The sequence below is a fragment of the Lysobacter rhizosphaerae genome, from assembly GCF_054779795.1.
In genome coordinates this window covers 591647-612124 of the sequence record NZ_BAAGXO010000001.1, presented here as the reverse complement: position 1 = coordinate 612124, position 20478 = coordinate 591647, and the positions used below count along the sequence as shown (strand labels likewise).

16 protein-coding genes are annotated in these 20478 nt (G+C 65.0%); 2 read left to right on the top strand and 14 right to left on the bottom strand.

Going from position 1 to position 20478, the window contains the following annotated elements:
* Positions 1-12: 12 nt before the first annotated feature.
* The 10 genes from rplT to ACYVGE_RS02760 all read right to left on the bottom strand — a co-directional run bounded on the left by rplT (position 13) and on the right by ACYVGE_RS02760 (position 12057).
* The gene (gene rplT / locus ACYVGE_RS02805) at positions 13-372 is read right to left on the bottom strand and encodes a 50S ribosomal protein L20 (RefSeq protein WP_207525558.1); all 360 of its coding nucleotides are present in this window, start codon (positions 370-372) and stop codon (positions 13-15) included.
* Between the two features lie 11 nt (positions 373-383).
* Positions 384-581, bottom strand: a complete 198-nt coding sequence (gene rpmI / locus ACYVGE_RS02800; RefSeq protein WP_056132915.1) for a 50S ribosomal protein L35 — start codon at positions 579-581, stop codon at positions 384-386.
* Positions 582-1009: 428 nt separating this feature from the next.
* The gene (gene infC / locus ACYVGE_RS02795) at positions 1010-1531 is read right to left on the bottom strand and encodes a translation initiation factor IF-3 (RefSeq protein ID WP_345784488.1); all 522 of its coding nucleotides are present in this window, start codon (positions 1529-1531) and stop codon (positions 1010-1012) included.
* Positions 1532-1605: 74 nt separating this feature from the next.
* Entirely contained in the window at positions 1606-3507 is a 1902-nt protein-coding gene (thrS, locus tag ACYVGE_RS02790) for a threonine--tRNA ligase (protein WP_460726854.1), read from the bottom strand.
* A gap of 391 nt (positions 3508-3898) precedes the next feature.
* Positions 3899-5416 (bottom strand): efflux transporter outer membrane subunit, encoded by a 1518-nt coding sequence (locus tag ACYVGE_RS02785; RefSeq protein ID WP_460726852.1) that lies wholly within the window; start codon positions 5414-5416, stop codon positions 3899-3901.
* Positions 5410-6147, bottom strand: coding sequence for an SDR family oxidoreductase (locus ACYVGE_RS02780; protein WP_460726850.1), 738 nt, complete (start codon positions 6145-6147; stop codon positions 5410-5412). Before ACYVGE_RS02780 ends, ACYVGE_RS02785 begins: the two co-directional genes overlap by 7 nt.
* Positions 6148-6217: 70 nt before the next feature.
* Complete coding sequence (locus tag ACYVGE_RS02775; protein ID WP_460726848.1) at positions 6218-9406, bottom strand: efflux RND transporter permease subunit; 3189 nt, start codon at positions 9404-9406, stop codon at positions 6218-6220.
* Between the two features lie 202 nt (positions 9407-9608).
* On the bottom strand, positions 9609-10826 hold the full coding sequence (locus ACYVGE_RS02770; protein WP_460726846.1) for an efflux RND transporter periplasmic adaptor subunit: 1218 nt from the start codon (positions 10824-10826) through the stop codon (positions 9609-9611).
* Positions 10823-11791, bottom strand: a complete 969-nt coding sequence (locus ACYVGE_RS02765; RefSeq protein ID WP_460726844.1) for an SDR family NAD(P)-dependent oxidoreductase — start codon at positions 11789-11791, stop codon at positions 10823-10825. The genes ACYVGE_RS02770 and ACYVGE_RS02765 overlap by 4 nt, the downstream gene beginning before the upstream one ends.
* A complete protein-coding gene (locus tag ACYVGE_RS02760; protein ID WP_460726842.1) occupies positions 11788-12057 on the bottom strand; it encodes a hypothetical protein in 270 nt (89 codons plus the stop codon). Before ACYVGE_RS02760 ends, ACYVGE_RS02765 begins: the two co-directional genes overlap by 4 nt.
* 128 nt (positions 12058-12185) lie before the next feature.
* Between ACYVGE_RS02760 and ACYVGE_RS02755 the strand changes: the two genes are divergently transcribed.
* Positions 12186-13238 carry a LysR family transcriptional regulator gene (locus ACYVGE_RS02755; protein ID WP_460726840.1) on the top strand — a complete coding sequence of 351 codons (1053 nt, stop codon included), beginning with the start codon at positions 12186-12188 and terminating at the stop codon, positions 13236-13238.
* 118 nt (positions 13239-13356) lie between these two features.
* On the opposite strand, the gene ACYVGE_RS02750 is transcribed toward ACYVGE_RS02755, so the two are convergent.
* The 3 genes from ACYVGE_RS02750 to ACYVGE_RS02740 all read right to left on the bottom strand — a co-directional run bounded on the left by ACYVGE_RS02750 (position 13357) and on the right by ACYVGE_RS02740 (position 18255).
* Complete coding sequence (locus tag ACYVGE_RS02750) at positions 13357-14847, bottom strand: DUF1254 domain-containing protein (RefSeq protein ID WP_460726838.1); 1491 nt, start codon at positions 14845-14847, stop codon at positions 13357-13359.
* 145 nt (positions 14848-14992) lie between these two features.
* Positions 14993-16750, bottom strand: coding sequence for a DUF1254 domain-containing protein (locus tag ACYVGE_RS02745; protein ID WP_460726836.1), 1758 nt, complete (start codon positions 16748-16750; stop codon positions 14993-14995).
* Entirely contained in the window at positions 16747-18255 is a 1509-nt protein-coding gene (locus ACYVGE_RS02740) for an arylsulfatase (RefSeq protein WP_460726834.1), read from the bottom strand. The genes ACYVGE_RS02745 and ACYVGE_RS02740 overlap by 4 nt, the downstream gene beginning before the upstream one ends.
* Before the next feature lie 357 nt (positions 18256-18612).
* Here ACYVGE_RS02740 and ACYVGE_RS02735 point away from each other — a divergent pair, with 357 nt between their 5' ends.
* A complete protein-coding gene (locus tag ACYVGE_RS02735; RefSeq protein ID WP_460726832.1) occupies positions 18613-19767 on the top strand; it encodes a hypothetical protein in 1155 nt (384 codons plus the stop codon).
* Between the two features lie 41 nt (positions 19768-19808).
* Here the strand turns inward: ACYVGE_RS02735 and ACYVGE_RS02730 are convergent, their stop codons facing one another.
* Positions 19809-20459 carry a MarC family protein gene (locus ACYVGE_RS02730; RefSeq protein WP_460726830.1) on the bottom strand — a complete coding sequence of 217 codons (651 nt, stop codon included), beginning with the start codon at positions 20457-20459 and terminating at the stop codon, positions 19809-19811.
* Positions 20460-20478 lie beyond the last annotated feature (19 nt).

Below are 20478 nucleotides of genomic sequence, written 5' to 3'. Positions count from 1 at the left end.
GGATCGATCAACTTACGCTGCGAGTGCGCTCTTCGCCTTCTCTGCCAGCGCCGCAAAACCCTTCGCGTCGTGCACGGCGATGTCCGCCAGCACCTTGCGGTCCAGGGTGATGCCGGCCTTCAGCAGGCCGTTGATGAAACGGCTGTAGCTCATGCCGTTGATGCGGGCAGCCGCATTGATGCGGGTGATCCACAGCGAACGGAAATTGCGCTTCTTCTGCTTACGACCGATGTAGGCGTACTGCAGGGCCTTCGTCACCGCCTGCTTGGCGACGCGGAAGACCTTGCGGCGGGCGTTGTAGTAGCCCTTGGCCTGCTTCAGGATTTTCTTGTGACGGGCTCGTGCCGTTACACCACGCTTAACTCGTGCCATTTCTCATCTCCTCACAAATACGGAAGCATGCGGTCCAGACGGCCCGCGTCCTCGGCACGAACATGGTTCGTCTGCCGCAGGTTGCGCTTCCGCTTGGTCGCCTTCTTGGTGAGGATGTGGCTCTTGTTGGCGTGGCCAGCCTTGTACTTGCCGGAAGCGGTCTTCCGGAAACGCTTGGCCGCCGCCCGATTGGTCTTGATCTTGGGCATTGCGATGTCCTTTCGGATGTCTGTGACTGGCCTGGGCGGTGGCTGGCGCCACTCTTTCCTTCCTGCCCGTGCCGGCTTGTAAGTCGTTGATCCACAAAGGGATCACGACAGGTTCCGTAATACAACTGACTGCAAACCCGGCGAACCGGGCCGCGCATTATGCCGGGAGATGGTTTCCCTTGCAATTCCGGGGGTTACGGCGCCTCCGGTCGGATGCCCCGAAGGAAGCACCCTCGGTGAGGGGCTTTGCTCCCGCCTAAAAGCGAAGGGCGCCTCGCGGCGCCCCCCTCACCCTGCCCTCTCCCCGCAGGCGGGGAGAGGAGAAACCTCACCCTGCCCTCTCCCCGCAGGCGGGGAGAGGAGAAACCTCATCTGCCCTCTCCCCGCAGGCGGGGAGAGGAGAAAGGCTGGTGTCGGCCTGCGGCCGGTTATTTCTTCTTGGGGGCGATCATCATGACCATCTGCCGGCCTTCCAGGCGCGGGCGCGATTCGATCACGATCTCGTCGCCCAGGTCCGACTCGATGCGCGCGGCCATCTCGCGACCCAGTTCCTGGTGGCTCATTTCGCGGCCACGGAAGCGGATGTTGATCTTGACCTTGTCGCCTTCCTCGAGGAAGCGGCGGATGTTGCGCATCTTGATCTGGTAGTCACCTTCGTCGGTGACCGGCCGGAACTTGAGTTCCTTGATCTCGACCTGCTTGGTCTTCTTCTTGGCCTCGTTCGCCTTCTTCTGCATCTCGAACTTGAACTTGCCGAAATCCATGATCTTGCAGACCGGCGGATCAGCGTTGGGCTGGATCTCCACCAGGTCGAGGCCTTCATCCTCGGCCATGCGCAGGGCTTCGTCGCGCGTGAGCACGCCGATCATTTCGCCATCGCTACCGATCACGCGCACGCGCGGTACGCGGATTTCGCTGTTCTTTCGATTCGGCTTTTCGGGGGTACTGATGTTGCGATCTCCAAGAAGTCGCCCGTCGCTAGAGGGGCGGATGCCGGCCGTCCGAGCGACCGGGGTTCAAAACACTACTGGGCGCTCTCACTGCGCAAACGCGAAGCGAAATCAGCTACGGACATCGTGCCGAGATCTTCCCCTCCCCGCGTACGCACCGCGACCATGCCGTTTTCCTTTTCGCGGTCTCCGACCACCAGCAGGTACGGCACGCGCTGCAGCGTGTGCTCGCGGATCTTATAGCCGATCTTCTCGTTCCGCAAATCGGACTGGACCCGGAAGCCTTGATTTGCAAGGGTTTTCCGGACCTCTTCGACCCAGTCAGCCTGGGCGTCGGTGATATTCATGGCCACCGCCTGGATCGGCGCCAGCCAGGCCGGGAAATGGCCGGCGTGGTGCTCGATCAGGATGCCGATGAACCGCTCCATGGAGCCGACGATGGCCCGGTGCAGCATCACCGGATGCCGTTTCTGGCTGTGTTCGTCCACGTATTCGGCGCCCAGGCGGCCCGGCATCATGAAATCGACCTGCATGGTGCCCAGCTGCCAGGTCCGGCCGATGGCGTCCTTGAGGTGGTATTCGATCTTCGGGCCGTAGAAGGCGCCCTCGCCCGGCAACTCCTGCCATTCCACGCCGGCGGCCCTCAAGGCCGAGCGCAGGGCATTCTCGGCCTTGTCCCAGGTGGCGTCGTCGCCCAGGCGCGGGTCCGGGCGCAGGGCGATCTTGAGCTGGACGTCGCTGAAGCCGAAGTCCGCGTAGACCTGCATCGCCTGCTGGTGGAAGGCGGTCACCTCGGCCTCGATCTGGTCCTCGGTACAGAAGATGTGTCCGTCGTCCTGGGTGAAGCCGCGCACGCGCAGGATCCCGTGCAGCGCGCCCGAGGGCTCATTGCGATGGCAGGCGCCGAACTCGCCGTAGCGGATCGGCAGGTCGCGGTAGCTGTGCAGCCCCTGCTTGAACACCTGCACGTGGCCCGGGCAGTTCATCGGCTTGAGCGCGTAGGTGCGCTTCTCCGACTCGGTGAAGAACATGTTGTCCTTGTAGTTGTCCCAATGGCCCGAGGACTTCCACAGCGACACGTCGAGGATCTGCGGGCAGCGCACCTCGCCATAACCGGTCTCGCGATAGACGCGGCGCATGTGCTGCTCCACGACCTGCCACACCGACCAGCCCTTCGGGTGCCAGAAGATCAGGCCCGGCGCTTCTTCCTGCAGGTGGAACAGGTCCTGCTGCTTGGCGATCTTGCGGTGGTCGCGCTTCTCGGCTTCCTCCAGCTGGTGCAGGTACGCCTTGAGGTCCTTGTCGTTCAACCAGGCCGTGCCGTAGATGCGGCTGAGCATCTGGTTGTTGGAATCGCCGCGCCAGTAGGCGCCGGCGACCTTCATCAGCTTGAAGGCGCGCAGCTTGTCCGTGCCCGGCACGTGCGGGCCGCGGCACAGGTCGGTGAACTCGCCCTGGGAATACAGCGACAGGTCTTCGTTGGCCGGAATCGACTCGATGATCTCGGCCTTGTAGGCCTCGCCCATGCCCTTGAAGAAGGCGACGGCGTCGTCGCGCGACTTCACGCTGCGCGATACCGGCAGGGATTCCTTGACGATCTTCTGCATCTCCGCCTCGATCGCCGGCAGGTCTTCCGGCGTGAACGGGCGCTCGTAGGCGAAGTCGTAATAGAAGCCGTTGTCGATCACCGGGCCGATGGTGACCTGCGCGCCGGGGAACAGGCGCTGCACGGCCTGCGCCAGCAGGTGCGCGGTGGAATGGCGCAGCACTTCGAGCGCGTCGGGATGCTTGTCGGTGACGATCTCGAGGGAGGCGTCGTTGTCGATGCGGAAGCTGGTGTCGACCAGCCTGCCATCGACCTTGCCGGCCAGCGCGGCCTTGGCCAGGCCGGCACCGATCGAAGCGGCGACGTCGCCGACCGTCACGGGATTGTCGAATTCACGGCGGCTGCCGTCGGGGAGGGTAATGGCGATCATGGAGTTGCGTTGGACCTTTGCTGCCTTCTCCATACGGGGGAAGGCTGGGGTGGAGGCACTCGCGCAGGGCGCGGAAACGAAAACGGCGCCGCGAGGGCGCCGTGCGACGGGACCTCGGGGCGTTTCAGCGATGGGCGGTGGTAGTGCTCATGTCACACGCTAGACCGGCGGATTGCCGCGGGCCACCTGATCCTGTCTCGGGTCGGGCGCGGCAGGCGCCGCGCAGGTGGCAATGGTTGGGGACGGGGGTTGGCAAGTCAACCCGCGCGGTGCCTGCGGCCCCGCGCGCCCTCACACCCCAAGGGTGCTTCCTTCGGGGCGTCCGCCCTGCCCCCAGCAGCCTGTCGGCTGCTTCGACCTTCTCCCCGCGAGCGGGGAGAAGGGTCGGCTTTCACTCCGCGCGCGATGCCAGCTTCTTGCGCTCCGGCATCCGTTCCGGCCAGCCACCGGCCAACGCCTTGTACAGGGCCACCGCGCTGGTGACGCTGCGGGTACGGCCGTCGGCGAACGCATCCTGCGCCTGCAGTTGCGTGCGCTCGGCATCCAGCGCCTCGAACAGGTCGGTGGCGCCGGCTTCGTACCGCACGCGAGCCAGCTTGGCCGCCTTGGCGCTGTCCAGCGCGGCCTGCTCCAGGTGCTGGTCCTCGATCCGGGCACGCGCATGGCGCACCAGTGCGTCCTCGGTGTCTTCCAGCGCCAGCAGCACGGCCTGTTCGTAGCGCGCGAGATCGCCTTCGGCATCCGCGTCGGCGGCCTTGATGCGCGCACGCACGCGGCCGATGTCGAGGAAGGACCAGTCGATGCCGAGCGCGACCAGGCGCGTCTCGCTACCGCGTTCGAACAGCGCGCTGCTGTCGATGGCCTGCGAACCGATCAAGCCGCCGAGCGTGAAGCGCGGGAACAGGTCGGCGGTCGCCACGCCGATCCGTGCCGTCGCGGCGTGCAGGCGCTGTTCGGCGGCCGCGACATCGGGACGGTGGCGCAACAGCTCGCCCGGAGTACCCGGATCGAGCGCGCCGGGCAACGCCGGCAATGGCTGTTGCGTTTCCAGTTCGGCGATCAGCGCGTCGGGCGTGCGCCCGGTCAGCACCGCCAGACGATGCATGTTGACTGCGACCTGGGCTTCCAGCGCCGGTACGCGGGCCAGTGTCGACTCCAGCTGGGCCCGTGCGCGCGAAGTGTCGAACTCGGTGCCCCGCCCCGCGTTGAAGCGGGCCTCGACCAGGCGCAGGGTTTCCTGCTGGTTGTCGGCGTTCTCGCGCGCGACGCGCAGGCGTTCCTGCAGGCCCCGCAGTTCGACGTAGCTGCGCGCGACCTCGCCCACGATCGCGACCTGCATCGCCTGCAGGTCGGCGGCCGAGGCCTCGGCACCGGCACGCTGCGCCTCCACGCCCCGGCGCACGCGACCAAACAGATCCAGCTCCCACGACGCCTGGGCGTTGACGCTGTAACTCTCCACGTCACGATCCGCGCGTGCCACGCCCGGTGCCTGGTCGGCACTGGCACGGCCATCCGCGGCTTCCGCATGCGCGGTGACGGTCGGGAAGAAATCGAACTTCGCCCCGCGCAGCAACGCGTTCGCACGGTCGTAGTTGGCCAGCGCGATGCGCAGGTCGTGGTTGGCCGCCAGCGAGTCCTCGACCAGCCGCGTCAGCAGCGGGTCGTTGAAGTCGCGCCAGAATTCCGCATCGGCCACCAGCGGGAAACTGGCGGTGTCGGCCGGTGCGGCTGCCGTGGCCGCAGTGCCGTTGCCAGGGCCGGCCACGGATGTGGCCGCCTCGGCCTGCACGAAGTGCTCGGGCGTCGGCACGTCCGGCCGCACGTAATCGGGCCCGACCGCGCACGCCGCCAGCAGCGCCGCGGCGATGCCGAGCGTCAGTGCGCGGACGCTGGGGAGGGGGCTCACCATGGCAGCGTGTCCTCGAAGTAGACGAAGCCGCCGCTCTGGCCGGCATCGTCGAGCAGCGCCATGCGCACGCTGGTCCTGGCGCCATCGGCGACTTCCAGTTCGCCGCCGGCATTCATGTCGGTCTTGACCGAACCGGGGTGCACTGCGTTGACCTTGATCGCGGTGTCCTTCAGTTCGTGCGCCAGTTGCACGGTCCACGCGTTCACCGCGCTCTTGGAGACGTTGTAGGCCGGCACCTTGAAGTTGTAGATCGGCGAGGCGGGATCGGCATTGGCCGCGACCGAACCCAGGATGCTCGACACGTTGACGATGCGCGCGGACGGCGCGAGCTTGAGCAGTGGCAGGAACGCCTGCGTGGTGGCGACAACGCCGAACACATTGGTGTCGAAGGTCTCACGCCAGGTGTCGAGCGTCTGCTCAGACGGCTTGCGCTGCATGTCGTCGCGAAACACGCCGGCATTGTTGACGAGGATGTCGAGCTTGCCGTGCTTGCTCGCCACTTCCTCGGCGGCAACGGCAATACTGCTGGCAAGCGTGACATCGAGCGTGATCGCTTCGACCGACAGGCCTTCGGACTGGAGCTTCAGCGAGGCCTCGACCGCCTTGTTGCGATTGCGACCGGCCAGCAGCACGTGCACGCCCTTGCTCGCGAGCTGGCGGGCGGTTTCGAAGCCGATGCCACGGGTGGCGCCGGTGACCAGTGCGACCTTGGAAATATTCTTGGCAGACATGGGGATTCCTCGATGGATAGGGCGGGCCTTGGCCCGCCGTGGGGGTATTTCAGGAGGGTTCGAGCCCGGCCTACAGCACCGACGACGCAGTCACCGACTGGACGGCAAGCGACGGCGAATGGTCGTGGCGCACCAGCGGCCGGCCGGCGAGCTTGCGCAGCGCGACATAGAACACCGGGGTCAGGAACAGACCGAACAGCGTCACGCCCAACATGCCGGCAAACACGGTGATACCGGTGACCGAGCGGACTTCCGCACCGGCGCCATGCGAGAACACCAGCGGGATCGTGCCGGCGATGAACGCGATGGAGGTCATCACGATCGGACGCAGGCGCAGGCGGCAGGCTTCCAGCGCGGCTTCGACAATGCCCTTGCCCTGCAGCTCCAGTTCGCGGGCGAACTCGACGATCAGGATCGCGTTCTTGCACGCCAGGCCCATCAGCACCACCAGGCCGACTTGGACGAACACGTTGTTGTCGCCACCGGTGAGCTTCACGCCCAACAGCGCGGACAGCAGCGTCATCGGCACGATCAGGATCACTGCCAGCGGCAGGGTCCAGCTCTCGTACAACGCGGCCAGCACCAGGAACGCCAGCAGGATCGCGAGCGGGAACACGACCAGCGACGCGTTGCCCTGCGTGGCCTGCTGGTAGCTCAGGTCGCTCCAGTCGAAGCCCATGCCGTTCGGCAGCACCTTGCCGGCGATCTCGGTGACCTTCTCCATGGCTTCGCCGGAGGACATCAGGCGCGGGTCGTAGCCGCCGAGCAGGTCGGCCGCCGGATAACCGTTGAAGCGCAGCACCGGGTCGGGGCCGTAGGTCTGCTTGATGGTGACCATCGAACCGATCGGCACCATCTCGCCGTTGACGTTGCGCGTGCGCAGCTTGGTGATGTCCTCGACACGGCCGCGGTACTGGCCGTCGGCCTGCGCGATGACCTGCCAGGTACGGCCGAACATGTTGAAGTCGTTGACGTAGGCCGAACCCAGGTAAGTCTGCAGGGTGTCGAACAGTTCCGTCAGCGGCACGCCCTGCGCCTTTGCCTTCACGCGATCGACCTCGGCGTCGAGCTGCGGCACGTTGGCCTGGTAGCTCGAAATCGGAAAGCCCATGCCCGGCGTCTGCGCGGCGGTGCCCTGCACGGCCTGCACCGCACTCTGCAGCGCACCGTAGCCGAGGTTGGCCCGATCTTCGACGAACAGCGAGTAACCCTGGCCGTTGCCCAGGCCGAGGATCGGCGGCGGCATCAGTGAGAAGGCGAAGCCTTCCTGGATGCCGGCGAGCTTCGCATTGAGCTCGTCGTTGATCTGCTTGGCGGACTTGTGGCGCTCGCCAAAGGGCTTGAGCGGGAAGAACGCGACGCCGCTGTTCGGTGTGTTGGTGAACTGCAGCGGATTCAGGCCCGGGAAAGCGACTTCGTGGGCGACGCCGTCGATGCTCATCGCCGCCGCGGCAACCTTCTTCAGCGCGGCGTCGGTGCGTTCGATGGACGCGCCTTCCGGCAGGCGTACGCCGGCGATCAGGTACAGCTTGTCCTGGGTCGGGATGAACCCGGCCGGCACCCACTGGAAGACCGCGGCAGCGGCGAGCAGCAGCACGGCGTAAACGCCGAACACGCGCCCACGATGGCCGAGGATGCGGCCCACGCCGGTGCCGTACTGCGACGACTTGCGGTTGAAGAAGCGGTTGAACGGACGGAACACCCAACCGAACAGGCGTTCAATGAGGCGCGAGAGTGCGTCCTTCGGCGCATCGTGGCCGCGCAGCAGCATGGCCGCGAGCGCGGGCGAGAGCGTCAGCGAGTTGACCGCCGAGATCACCGTGGAGATCGCGATGGTCACCGCGAACTGCTTGTAGAACTGGCCGGTGACGCCCGAGAGGAACGCCATCGGCACGAACACCGCGCACAGCACCAGCGCGATCGCGATGATCGGACCGGACACTTCCTTCATCGCCAGGTGCGCGGCCTCGAGCGGCGTGGCGCCGTGTTCGATGTGGCGCTCGACGTTTTCCACCACCACGATCGCGTCGTCGACCACGATGCCGATCGCGAGCACGAGTCCGAACAGGGACAGCGTATTGATCGAGAAGCCAAGCAGGTAAAGGGCGGCAAACGTACCGACCACGGAAACCGGCACCGCGATCAGCGGAATGATCGAAGCGCGCCATGTCTGCAGGAACAGGATCACGACCAGCACGACCAGCAGCGTGGCTTCGAGCAGCGTGCTCACCACGGCCTTGATCGAGTCGCGTACGAAGATCGTGGTGTCGTAGACCGTGCGGTACTCCACGCCCGGCGGGAAGCTCTTCTGCAGTTCGTCCATCTTGGCGACGACCGAGTCGCGGATCTGCAGCGCGTTCGCGCCCGGCGACTGGAAGACGCCCATCGCCGCGGCGTTCTGGCCGTCGAGGCGTGCACGCAGGGTGTAATCGCCTGCGGCGAGTTCGACGCGCGCCACGTCGCCCAGGCGCACGACTTCGCCGTTCGCGCCGCTCTTCAGCACCACGTCGCGGAATTCCTCGACCGAGCGCAGGCGGCCCTGCGCGTTGATCGGCGTGAGGAAGTCGCTGCCATTGGGCATCGGTTCGGCGCCGAGCTGGCCGGCGGAGACCTGGATGTTCTGCTCGCGCACGGCGCGCAGGACGTCGCTGGCGGTCATGCCCTGCGACGCGATGCGGTCGGGATCGAGCCAGATGCGCATGGCGTAGTCGCCGCCGCCGAACTGGTGCGCTTCGCCGACGCCCGGGATTTTCGCGATTTCGTCCTTGACGTGCAGGCGCATGTAGTTGCGGAGGTACAGCGTGTCGTACTTGCCGTTCGTGGAGACAAGGTGCACGACCATCAGGAACACGGGCGACTGCTTCTGCGTCGTCACGCCCTGGCGCCGCACGTCCTCGGGCAGGCGGGCAAGCGCCTGCGCCACGCGGTTCTGCACGCGTACCGCGGCATCGTCGGCATCGGTACCCGGCTTGAACGTGACCGTCAGCTGCAGCACGCCGTCGGAACCGGCGACCGACTTCATGTACATCAGGTGCTCGACGCCGTTTATCGCTTCTTCAAGCGGTGTGGCGACTGTTTCGGCGATCACCTTCGGGTTGGCGCCCGGATACACGGTGCGCACCACGACCGAAGGCGGCACGACTTCCGGGTATTCGCTGATGGGCAGCAACGGGATGGCGATCAGCCCCGCGGCGAAGATGATGATCGACAGCACCGCGGCGAAGATCGGCCGGTCGATGAAGAATTTGGAGAAGTCCATGGTTTCGTCCTGGCCCCTTCCCCCGCCTGCGGGGGAAGGTTGGGATGGGGGCTCCCGCGCACGTGGGAGTCATCGAAAAAAGGCCTGCCGACCCTCCCCGCGCAGGGGGGAGGGGAGATCTTTGGCAAGATCCGCGGGGAGGATCGGCGGCCTGCAACGTTTGCCGGGGTTTTATCCGGCGGATTGGCGACAACTACATGGGCTACTTCGAACCGGCGGCTGCGCTCGCGACCAGCGACGGCGGCGGCGCACCCATCGCGATCTGCTTCGGCGACACCGGCATTCCGGGGAAGAACACCTTCTGCACGCCGTGCACGATCACCTTGTCCGCCGGGGTCAGCCCGGACTCGACGACGCGCAGCCCATCGATGCTGCGACCGAGCGTGACGTCCTTGCGCGTTGCCGCGTTCTTCGGCCCGAGCACGTAGACGTACTTGCGGTCCTGGTCGGTGAGCACGGCCTTGTCGTCGATGAGCAGCGCCTTGAACTCACCCGTGCCCTGGAGCTGCACGCGGGCAAACAGGCCCGGCGTGAACAGCCGGTCCGGGTTCTTCAGCACCGCGCGCGCGCGGATCGTGCCGGTGTGCGGATCGACCTGGTTGTCGACGAAGTCGACGGTGCCGGTGTGCGGATAGCCGGTTTCGCTGGCCAGGCCCACGCGGACCGGGTTCTGCGTGTCGCTGCGCTCACCCTTGCGTGCCAGTTCGGCGTAACGCAGGAAGCTCTGCTCGTCGCTTTCGAAGTAGACGTACACCGGATCCTGCGACACCACCGTGGTCAGCAGCGTGCCGTCGGCCTGGGCGAGGTTGCCCTCGGTCACCAGCGCGCGGCCGGCGCGGCCTTCGATCGGCGAACGCACCTGGGTGAACTGCAGGTCGAGCTGCGCGGAGGCAACGGCGGCTTCGGCGGCGCGCACGGCGGCATTGGTGCCGGACGTGGTGGCCTTGCGCGTCTCGAATTCCTCGCGGGAGATCGCCTGGGCTTCGATCAGGGTCTGCGCACGCGCGTCCTGCGCCTGCGCCAGGCGCGCCTCACTGCGGGCGCGTTCGAGATTCGCCTGGGCACGATCGAGCGCGGCGCGGTACGGGCGCGGGTCGATCACGAACAGCAGATCGCCCTTGTGGACCTCCTGCCCTTCCGCATACGCGACCTGCTGCACGTAACCGCTGACGCGCGGACGCAGCTCGACGGATTCCACCGCGGCAACGCGGCCGGTGAATTCGTCCCACTGGTGTACGGACTTCGACAGCACGTTGGCGACGCTGACTTCGGGCGGCGGCGGCATGCCGGCATTCGGCGCGGCCTCGCTGCTGCAACCGGCGATGGTCAGCGCAATGGTGACGCTGGCCGCCAGCGCCAGCCATGCCCAACCGGCCTTGGGACGCAATAGTCCTGACCGGGAAAGTGTCCTGCGGCTCATTTCATACGCTCCTGATTTTTTTTCACGGTGACTTTGGGGGAGGTGATCGTGTCGAGCAGATTGCGCACGTCCTGCAGACAGCGTGCTGGCAGCAGGGATGCGTCGCTATCCATTTCTTGCGGTGTTGCCTTCGGGCTCGAATTCCTTTGCGACGACTCATCCAACCCGCGGGTCGCGCCGTCGCCGGACTCTTCCCTTGCTGAGCTCGACGATCGGGGGACTTCGTTTTCGACAGGCAGCGTCTCGACAGGCAGCGCATCGCCGCTGATGCAGGCATCGCTGCGGTAATCGACGACGGCGTCCATGCAGCGCGTATCGTTGCGATGGCGCAGGAGCTCCAGGGCCTTGCGGCCGATGTGTTCCACGCACGGCCATTGCTCGCAGGCATGCTTTTCGTTGTCGTCGGTGCGCACCGGCGACTCGACTTCGAGCAGCTGCAGGCGCACCGAGAACTGCCGCGCCTCGCCATGCAGCACCCGCGCGAGCATGCGCACGGCAGCGGCGGCGATCGAACGGTGGCCGTAGCCGGCCCAGGGATAGCGACCGCCCGGCCCGCCGATCACGACGTAGCCGCAGTTGCGGCCGGACGCACCGAGCCAAGGCAGCAGGTGGCGCGCCGCGACCAGGTGCGGCAGCACGACGTCGTCGAAGGCGTGGCGAAGCTGGTCCGAAGATTGATCGAGCAGACGGCCACGCTCACCACCCGCTCCCAGGGCGGCGATCACGCCGGCGAAGGGACGGTCGAGGCGCTGCAGCTCCGCCACCAGCTCGGCGGCCCCTGCATCGTCGGAAACGGAGCCGGGCAGGATCTGCAGCGCGGCGCGCGGATGACGGCGGCGCAGCGCTTCCAGCGCCTGCGCGTCGCGGGCCACGGCGACTACGGGCCAGCCCGCATCGACGGCGGCCTTGACCGCGCCGCGACCGATCGTGCCGGTCGCGCCCAGGATCAGAACAGCTGGCTTCACTGTCCCGCTCCCGGGACATTTTGTACCGCATTCGGGACGATGGCATGTGCACGGGCGCGTTGCTGCAACCAGCTCGCGACCGGCAGCAGGACCATGGCCAGGGGCAGTCCAACCACCACGGCCAGCACGCCCCCCATCATCCAGGCCTCGGGCGCACCCGCGAAAATAGCCTGTTTCATCGCGATAACGGCCAGCCCGAGCACGCCCGCGAAGGCGGCCAGCATGGTCAGGACATAGGCGAATCGGGCACGGGGGGTGGTCAACATGACGGCGGTACCGGGGGAACTGGTGCGCAGATTAGTCCCGTAAATGGCACTTGATTAGCCGTCGATTAAGGGAATAATTGTCCCGGAATCGGTCCAATTGGTCCGCCCCTTACCGGAGTCGCCCCCCCATGACCCGCGATCTCAACGACACCCTGATCTTCGTCAAGGTCGTCGAACACGGCAGCTTCATCTCCGCGGCGCGTTCGCTGCGGCTTCCCAAGACCACCGTCAGCCGCAAGGTGCAGGAGCTGGAAACGCGCCTGGGCGCGCAGTTGCTGCACCGGACCACGCGCAAGCTCGGGCTCACCGAGGCCGGCAATATCTACTTCGAACATTGCCAGCGCATTGCACGCGAGCTGGACGAAGCCGAAAGCGCCGTCGGCCAGTTGCAGAGTGGTCCGCGCGGCTGGCTGCGCTTCACCGCGCCCTACTCGCTCGGCATCGACAAGATCGCGCCACTGCTGGGCGAATTCCACGCGCGCCACCCCGAGGTGCGCGTGGAGATGCTACTGAGCAACGAGCCCCTCGATCTGATCGACAAGGAAATCGACGTCGCCCTGCGCGTGGGCAACCTGCCCGATTCGAACCTCGTCGCACGCCGGCTCGCCGTATTCCGCACACAGGTGTTCGCCAGCGCGGAATACATCAAGCGCCACGGCGAGCCCTTGCACCCCGATGACCTGCAACACCATGCGACCCTGGCCATGAACAAGGCGCGGCGCCAAGGCAACGGCTTTGTGTGGACACTGGACGACGGCGAGCGAGCCGGCGATTACCGCATCGACCCCATCTTCGTCGCCAACGACTACGGCGCACTCAAGGGCGCCCTGCTCTGCGGGGAAGGCCTGATGCTGGCCGCGGACGTGATGATGAAGCCGCTGGCCGAACACGGCTTCGTGCAGCGCGTGCTTGCCGGCTGGACCGGCCCGGAATACGAGTTCAACGCGGTATTCCCGCGCGGCATGGTGCAGTCGCCGAAGGTGCGTGCGTTCGTCGACTTCCTGGTCGAACGCCTGAACTTCGACGCGAACTACATGGAAGAGCTCTGCCCCATCCTCCAGCGCCAGCAGGAACAGGCCCGGGCCACCGCCGAGGGCTCTGTGAGCAAGAAGAAGCGCGTCCCCACGCCAATCCCCGCAAGCAGCGAGGAAGGTTCGGAAGAAGATCTCGCCGTGGTGTGATCGCCGCGGCGACCGCCAACAGCAAGGCGGCGCGATCCCAAGGGTCGCGCCGTTGCGAGCGCGGATCGGCGACGGCTTCGATCCAAAAATTCCGCCCGTAGCGGTCTGCAGGCGTCGATCAGATCTGTTCGAAGTCAGGCAACGGCCAGGACCGGTCGAAGTAGGCCTCGGTCGGCTGGTAGAAGCGGAAATACGCGAACCAGTTCTTGCCGGGGACCGTGGGGATCCAGTTCTTCTCGAAGCCGGCCGGCGCCTTCGGCCCGACATAGATGTCCACAGAGCCGTCGTCGTTCTTGCGCAGGTCCATGCGCGAGGAGCGGTCGGCGATCTTCTGCTCGTTCAGGATGAGTGCGCGCGTATCGATGTCGTACACCGTGACCGACCAGAACAGCTTGATCGGTGCATTGGGCGGCACCCGCAGCCGGTACGACGTGCCGCCGTCCAGCCACTTGCCCGCCTTGTCCTTGTACGCGCTGAGGTATGCCGATGACGGACCGGGGCGCTTGGGCGCCATCGACGGGCCGGCGCCGACGGCTTCGTAGAACCAGGAGGCGCGTTCGTCGAGCAGGTTCCAGAATGCGGCGGGATCGTCGGCATCGAGCTGCAGTGCGAAGTCCCAGTTCGCATCGGGTCTGTATTTCACGCCCGCGAAGCGGCGGTCCGCCGTGTTGGCTTTTGCCATGGCCTCGCCGACCAGCGCGGCGTCGGTCAGGATCTTCGTCTGCCGCGCGTCCGGCTTGAAAGGCTTGCCCCTTTCCAGGCCAAGCGGCCGCAACATCGCGTGGAAGAAGATGTCGCGCGGCTCCAGCGGTTCACGCTGGATCACTTCGTCCAGCTGTTGCCAGTATTCCATCCCGCGTGGCGGCAGGCCGCTCCACGCCTGCGTGCCCGAGTCCAGGATCTCCACCTTCGGCGGATTGGCGCGTTGCGCATAGGGATATACCTGCAACTGCGACAAGGCCTGCTTCGCGCGCTCCGGATCGGTGTCGGTCAGCCGCACGCCGATAAAGATATTGAACGTCGGCGAATGACGCACGGCGTAGCCGGAAACGTCGTCCGGCACCTTCTGGCCCGGCCCCAGCAGGAGATACCTGGCGGGCGCTTCCGAATCCGGAACGTTGTTCTGCCAGGCGTCGGAAATGCCGCCCTGCACGCCGCTGGCGGGCATCTGCATCACCAACGGCCCGGAGGAAAGATCGGCGAACCCCAGGTAATACGGCGTCGTGGCGTTCGCGGTCAGGATGCCGCGCCTGGCCTCGTAGGAGAGGATCGAGACGATCTGTCCGTTCCTGGCGCCGAGCCCCTTCGTGATGCCGCGCTGCCACGACGCAAACGAGACCGCCGGAAGGGACCACAGGTAGGCCTGACAGGCGCGTTGGAAATCGCGCTCGTCGTAGAGCTTCGCGACGGTGGCGTCGGTCGGATAGCCATTGGCGAAGTCGTGGGTGAACTCGAGCTTTCCGATCCGCGTCTCGATCGCTTGCGGTCCGCTCGCTTGTGCGGCGACTGACTGGCTTGGCGCGGACGGCTGCGCAGTTTCCTGCCGTTGGCAAGCCACGGTAGCCAGTGCGAATACCAGCACGAAGGAAGAGGCTGCGATCAGCTTCATGACTCGCTCCCGTTGCCGTCAATGCATCCCGTGATGCGTCCTTACAAGCTCACCCGCAGTGGACATCGGATCCAGCGCAAGCTGAGCCGATATGCGCGCGCCAGAGTTACCTCGCCGTGAATGGCAGCCGCAGGCTAACGGGCGGTCAGATCTCTTCGATGTCCGGCAGTTTCCAGGTCTTGTCATACAGCGGCTTCTGAGGGCCATACAACCGGAACAGCACCTCGAAGCTTCCACCCGCCTTCGTCGGCACCCAGTTCCCTTCGCCTTCGGCCGGCACGTTTGGGCTGAAATACACATTCGCCGACCCATCCCCATTCTTCTTCAGGCCCGGCGTCTGGGACGAACGACTGGACCAGCGGAGGTCGCGGATCAGCGCATGCGTCGCCCGGTCGTAGACGGTGGCCGACCAGTACTGGGTGACCGGTGCGTTCGCGGGAACGGTCAACCGATAGGTCTTGCTTCCGTCGAAGAACCGCCCCTGCTTGTCCTTGAGGGTCATCAGGTAGAACTGGCCGGCGCCGAAATGCTTCGCGCTGAAGAAGGCATAGGAATACGTGACGCCGCGGGCGTCGATCGGATAGCTGTCCGGATCAGCGAAGTTGCTCTGCAGCCCCTTGGCCAGTTCCGGCTGCATGGGAACGGCCCATTGCGCGCCGTCGTAGTATGGCGGCGAAAACAAGGTCACGTAGTGGGATTCCATCCAGGATCTCGCCTCCTGTGCCGCTTCATCCAATGTCGCCAGCACCTGCGCGTCGGGTTTGTACGGCTTTCCCTTCTCGATGCCGACCGACCGCGCCAGGTCGATCATCGCCCTGTCCCGGGCCAGCCATGGCTCGGCTTGCACCATGCGATTGAGCGATTCGAAGAATCGCCTGTCATACGGAATCGTGGCATCGAACACGGAGCCGATGGCATCGACGAATGTCGTGCTCGGCGGATTCGCCGCCTGCGATAGCGGATACAGCTTGATGCGCCTCGCATAGGCCACGGCCTTGGCGACGTCCTCCTTGCTTCCGCTTTTCAGGATCGAGCGCAGCAGCGCGTAGCCCTGGTAGTTGCCCGAAGGCAGCGCGATGTAGCCGGCTGGAACCGGGTCTTTGTGGTCCGGCGGCAGGATCAGGTACTTGCCGCCCTTACCCTTGTCGACACCGGCTGGCCCCACGTCTTCCAGTGCCGTTTGCCAGCAATCCATGATCGATCCGGTGATCGACCCCTCATCCGCGGGTGGAATCTCGAGCACGACCGGTCCCACGTCCTTCGTGTTGAAGAAGGGCATGAGATAGATCGAATCAGGATTGGGCGTCAGCGTCTGGTTCTTCCAGTCGGGAAGGCCGGACCAGTACACGATCTGGTTGTCGTGCCCACCCAGCTTGGCCATCGCCTGGTACATGAGATCGAAATTGACCGCCGGCATCCCCCAGCTGACCACCTCGACAGCGCGACGCTGCACCGTGCGTTGCGTGATCTGTTGCGGGGTCAGAGCCGCAGTGGCCTTCGCATCGGATTGCGTAGTTGCAGCAGGCTTGTCGGACGTGGACGGCTGTGCTTCCTGCCGTTGGCAGGCCGCAGGCGCCAGTGCGAGGACCAGCGCGACTGAGGAGGTTGCGATCAGCTTCATGACTCGCTCCGTTGCTGTCAGTGCGTTCCCTATGCGACCCCGTCCAGGTCGCCGCCTCGAGATCGGGCAGCCGCCACTGCTTTTCCATGAACGCCTTCGTCGCGGCAAGCACTCAGATTCAACATGGCCGGCAACGCGGCGGCGACGATCGTTCGCAGTGCGGACATGACTTTTTCCCAGCAAGCGGGAGGCATCCTGATGCGCCACGACAGGTTCAGGAGGCGTGAAGATACGGCCCGCCTGAGCGGGCCGTAACAGGATGGTCGCGGAAACAGGAGTCACGAGCCGGATGCACCATCCTTCATCTTCTCGAGCACCTGGTCGAGGCTGAAGCTGGACGCCTTCTGCCGTGGCGGGAACTCCTTGAAGGTCCCGAGGAACTCCGCAACGAGTGCTTGCGCGGGCACGAGCATGTAGGCGCGACGGAACATGAAGTCCCAGTACGTGTTCGAAGTGATTTCCGCGCGTTCGTACGGATCCAACCGCAAGTTGAAGATATAGGGAATTCGCAGGGGGACGAAGGGGGTTTGCCAGACCCTCAGGGTGCCGGGGGTTGTCTGCTCCAGAAACAGCATCTTCCAGTTGTCGTAACGCAGCGCGGCGACGTCACCTTCGTCGGTGAAGTAGATGAAGCCCGGACGCGGGCTCTTCTTTTCCTTGCCCGTCAGGTACGGCAGCAGGTTGTAACCGTCGAGGTGGACCTTGTAGGTCTTGTTGCCCACCTTGTGGCCCTTCTTGAGCTTCTCCTTGATGTCCGTGTCGCCGGCAATCGCAAGGAGCGTGGGGAACCAGTCGAGGTGGCTGACGATTTCGTTCGACACGGATCCCGGCTTGATCTTGCCGGGGTAGCGCACCATGCAGGGAACGCGGTACGCGCCCTCCCAGCTCGAGTTCTTCTCGTTGCGGAAAGGCGTGTAGCCCCCATCCGGCCAGGTGTTCATGTGCGGCCCGTTGTCCGTGCTGTACTGCACGAACGTGTCGTCGGCGATACCGAGCTCGTCCAGCAAGGCAAGCATCTTGCCGATGCAATCGTCGTGGTACAGCATCGTGTCGTGGTACTCGGACTGCCAACGACCGGACTTTCCCTTCCAATCCGGATGCACGTGCGTGAATGCGTGCATGTGCGAGGTGTTGAACCAGACGAAGAACGGCTCGCCCGCCTTGTGCGCGGCCTTGATGAACTTCATTGCCGCTTCCATGAACTCGGTGTCGCAGGTCTCCATCCGCTTCTTCCTAAGCGGGCCGGTGTTCTCGATCTTCTGCCCGCCCTTGCCATCGGCCCAGCAGTGCAGCACGCCGCGCGGCCCGTACTTCTTCTTGAATTCGGGGAAGTCCTTCTCGCTCGGGTAGTCCTCGTGCTCGGGCTCTTCCTCGGCATTCAAATGGTAGAGGTTGCCGAAGAACTCATCGAAGCCATGCATGGTCGGCAGGTGCTCATCCAAGTCGCCCAGATGGTTCTTGCCGAACTGGCCGGTCCGGTAGCCGACCCCTTTGAGCGCCTCGGCGACGGTAATGTCTTCGGCCTGCAGGCCCAGCTTCGCACCCGGCAGTCCGACCTTGGTCATACCCGTCCGCAGGCCGCACTGGCCGGTGAGGAACGATGCGCGCCCCGCGGTGCAGCTCTGCTCGGCGTAGTAATCAGTGAAGATCATGCCTTCATTGGCGATCCGGTCGATGTTGGGCGTTTGATAGCCCATCATTCCTTTCGTGAAGCAACTCAGGTTTGCCTGGCCGATGTCGTCGCCCCACATCACGAGGATGTTCGGCTGCTTGGATTTACTTGCCATGCGTGCATCTCCTCTTCTCGAAAAAGTGGTTTCTGAATCGGCAGCGGCATGGGCAACTCGGCGCTGCGGCGGGAATGGGGCCATTGCTGGCCAGATTCTTGCTAGCTCGCGGTCGCCGACAGCACAGGTCCGCGGAGCGGAATTTTCAGGGGTGATGAAGCCCACTGTTACGTGAAATCGGCAATATTCACTGCATCGCGTTCGTCTCTTTTCCAGTGCGATTTTCGACACTGATGCCCGCGCGGCACAACCGCATTTCTATGGAGATTGCCTAAGTATTTGTACGGTGGTCGGCGCCGCTTTCGGTGCTGACCGGGCGTGCTAGCCTTTCGATGTCGCCAGGGTGCGAGTCATCCAATGAAAGACGACAGCTATTCGTTGCTTCGTGGCGGTCCGGCCTACCGCATGAGCCGCGCCGCGGGACTGCATCGCAAGGGCGTGCCGACAGCGGCAGTGATCGCCATGGGGCTGTTGCTGATCGTGCTGGCACCGATGGTCGCCGCTACCGCAGTCGATGGCACGCTGTTCGGCAATCGCGTGCGGATTCCCCTGCTGCTCGACTACACCATCGGCGCCCGCTTCCTTATTGCCATGCCGTTGCTGGTATTGGCGGCGCCTGCCGCCGACGCGCGCCTGTGGGGGGTGGTGAAACATTTGAGGAAGCTGGTACCGCACGAGCAACAAGAACGGTTCGAGGCAATATTGGACCGCGTCCGCCATTGGCGCGATGCCACGTGGCCGGAGTTGCTGCTGTTCGCGTTGGCAATCGCCGGAGCGCTGTTCACCACGCCGGTCCTCGACACCCATGAAGGAATTTCCAACTGGCGCTCGACCACGGCAGGCCTGAGCACGGCCGGCCTGTGGCAGACGTGGGTGGCGATTCCCGTGGTCCGCTTCATCGGCCTGTTGTGGCTGTGGCGACTGGTGCTCTGGGTTTACCTGTTGGCGCGACTTGCACGGATGCCACTGGACCTGCATGCCGCGCATCCCGACGGCTGTGGCGGCCTCGGGTTCCTTGGCTATGGACAGCAGGCCTTCGCGCCTTTGGCCTTTGTCGGCGGCGTACTTTTAGCGGGCAGCTTCGCCGATCAACTGCTGTATTTCGGCCAGACCTTGCCTGGACTGAAGTACCTGATGGGGGGTTACGTCGTGTTCGCGGTGGTGTTGCTGACCTCCCCCCTTTTTTTGATGTCGCCCCGCCTGCTCAGGCTGAAACACGGCAGCTTGTTGGCCTACAGCGTGCTCGGCACGGATTGCGCCGAGAATTTCGAGAAGAAGTGGCTCGGACGCGCGCCCGGCGGTGGCGCGCCGATACTCGAAGCCGGTGACCCGTCGGCCCTGGCCGATCTCACCGCAGTGCATGCCACGGCCAGCAGGATGTCCGCGGTGCCGTTCTCGCGCGATACGCCGATTGCATTCGCGATCGCCGCGGCGGCGCCCATGTTGCCGGTGGTACTGATCACGATGTCAGTCGATGACTTCCTGGGCAAGCTGTTTTCGATCATTGCCTGAGGTGGCCGGCAGAAGTTCGCGCGGCGGGAACAATGCTGGCGCTACATGACGTGCAGTCCGCGCAACCCGTCGAAGATCAGTTGCAGCGCCAACGCCACCTGCAGCACCGCCAGAACGGCCCCAAGAATGCCCAACGGAAGCGCCACCCTTCGCATGATCCAGTGGGCCGACAGCATTCCCAGCAGGTTGAGCAACATCATCGCCAGCACGACCCCCAGGATCAGCAAAGTGCGCTCAGAGTCCTTGCTCAGCGCCACCAGCACGATCACCGCGGCAATGCCGTAGGGCGTCAGCAGCATCGGGAACACGATATGCATCACCGACGGGGGCGCGTTTGGCGCGGTCGTGGACACCGGCGCCGGGGCTTCGTATTGCTGCATGACCAGCTGCAACGCGACCAGGAATAGGACCAGCCCGATGGTGATTTCGAGAATGAACGAATCGATCTTCCACTTGTCCATGAGCGAAGCGCCGATGAAGCCGCCAAGGACAACCGACACGGTGGCGATCAAGGTCGCCTTCACGGCAAGCGCGCGCATCTGCGCGGCGGGCATCCTGGCAGTCGCCTGGGCAAACGCGCCCAGCAGCTTGAGCGGCCCAAGCATGACGAACAGAAACGTGAATACCTCCGCCGTGCCAAATACGTAATGCGGCCGCGTGACGGGGCTTTCCACCGCGATGGCGGCCTGCATGAGGAGCAGCAATGACGTT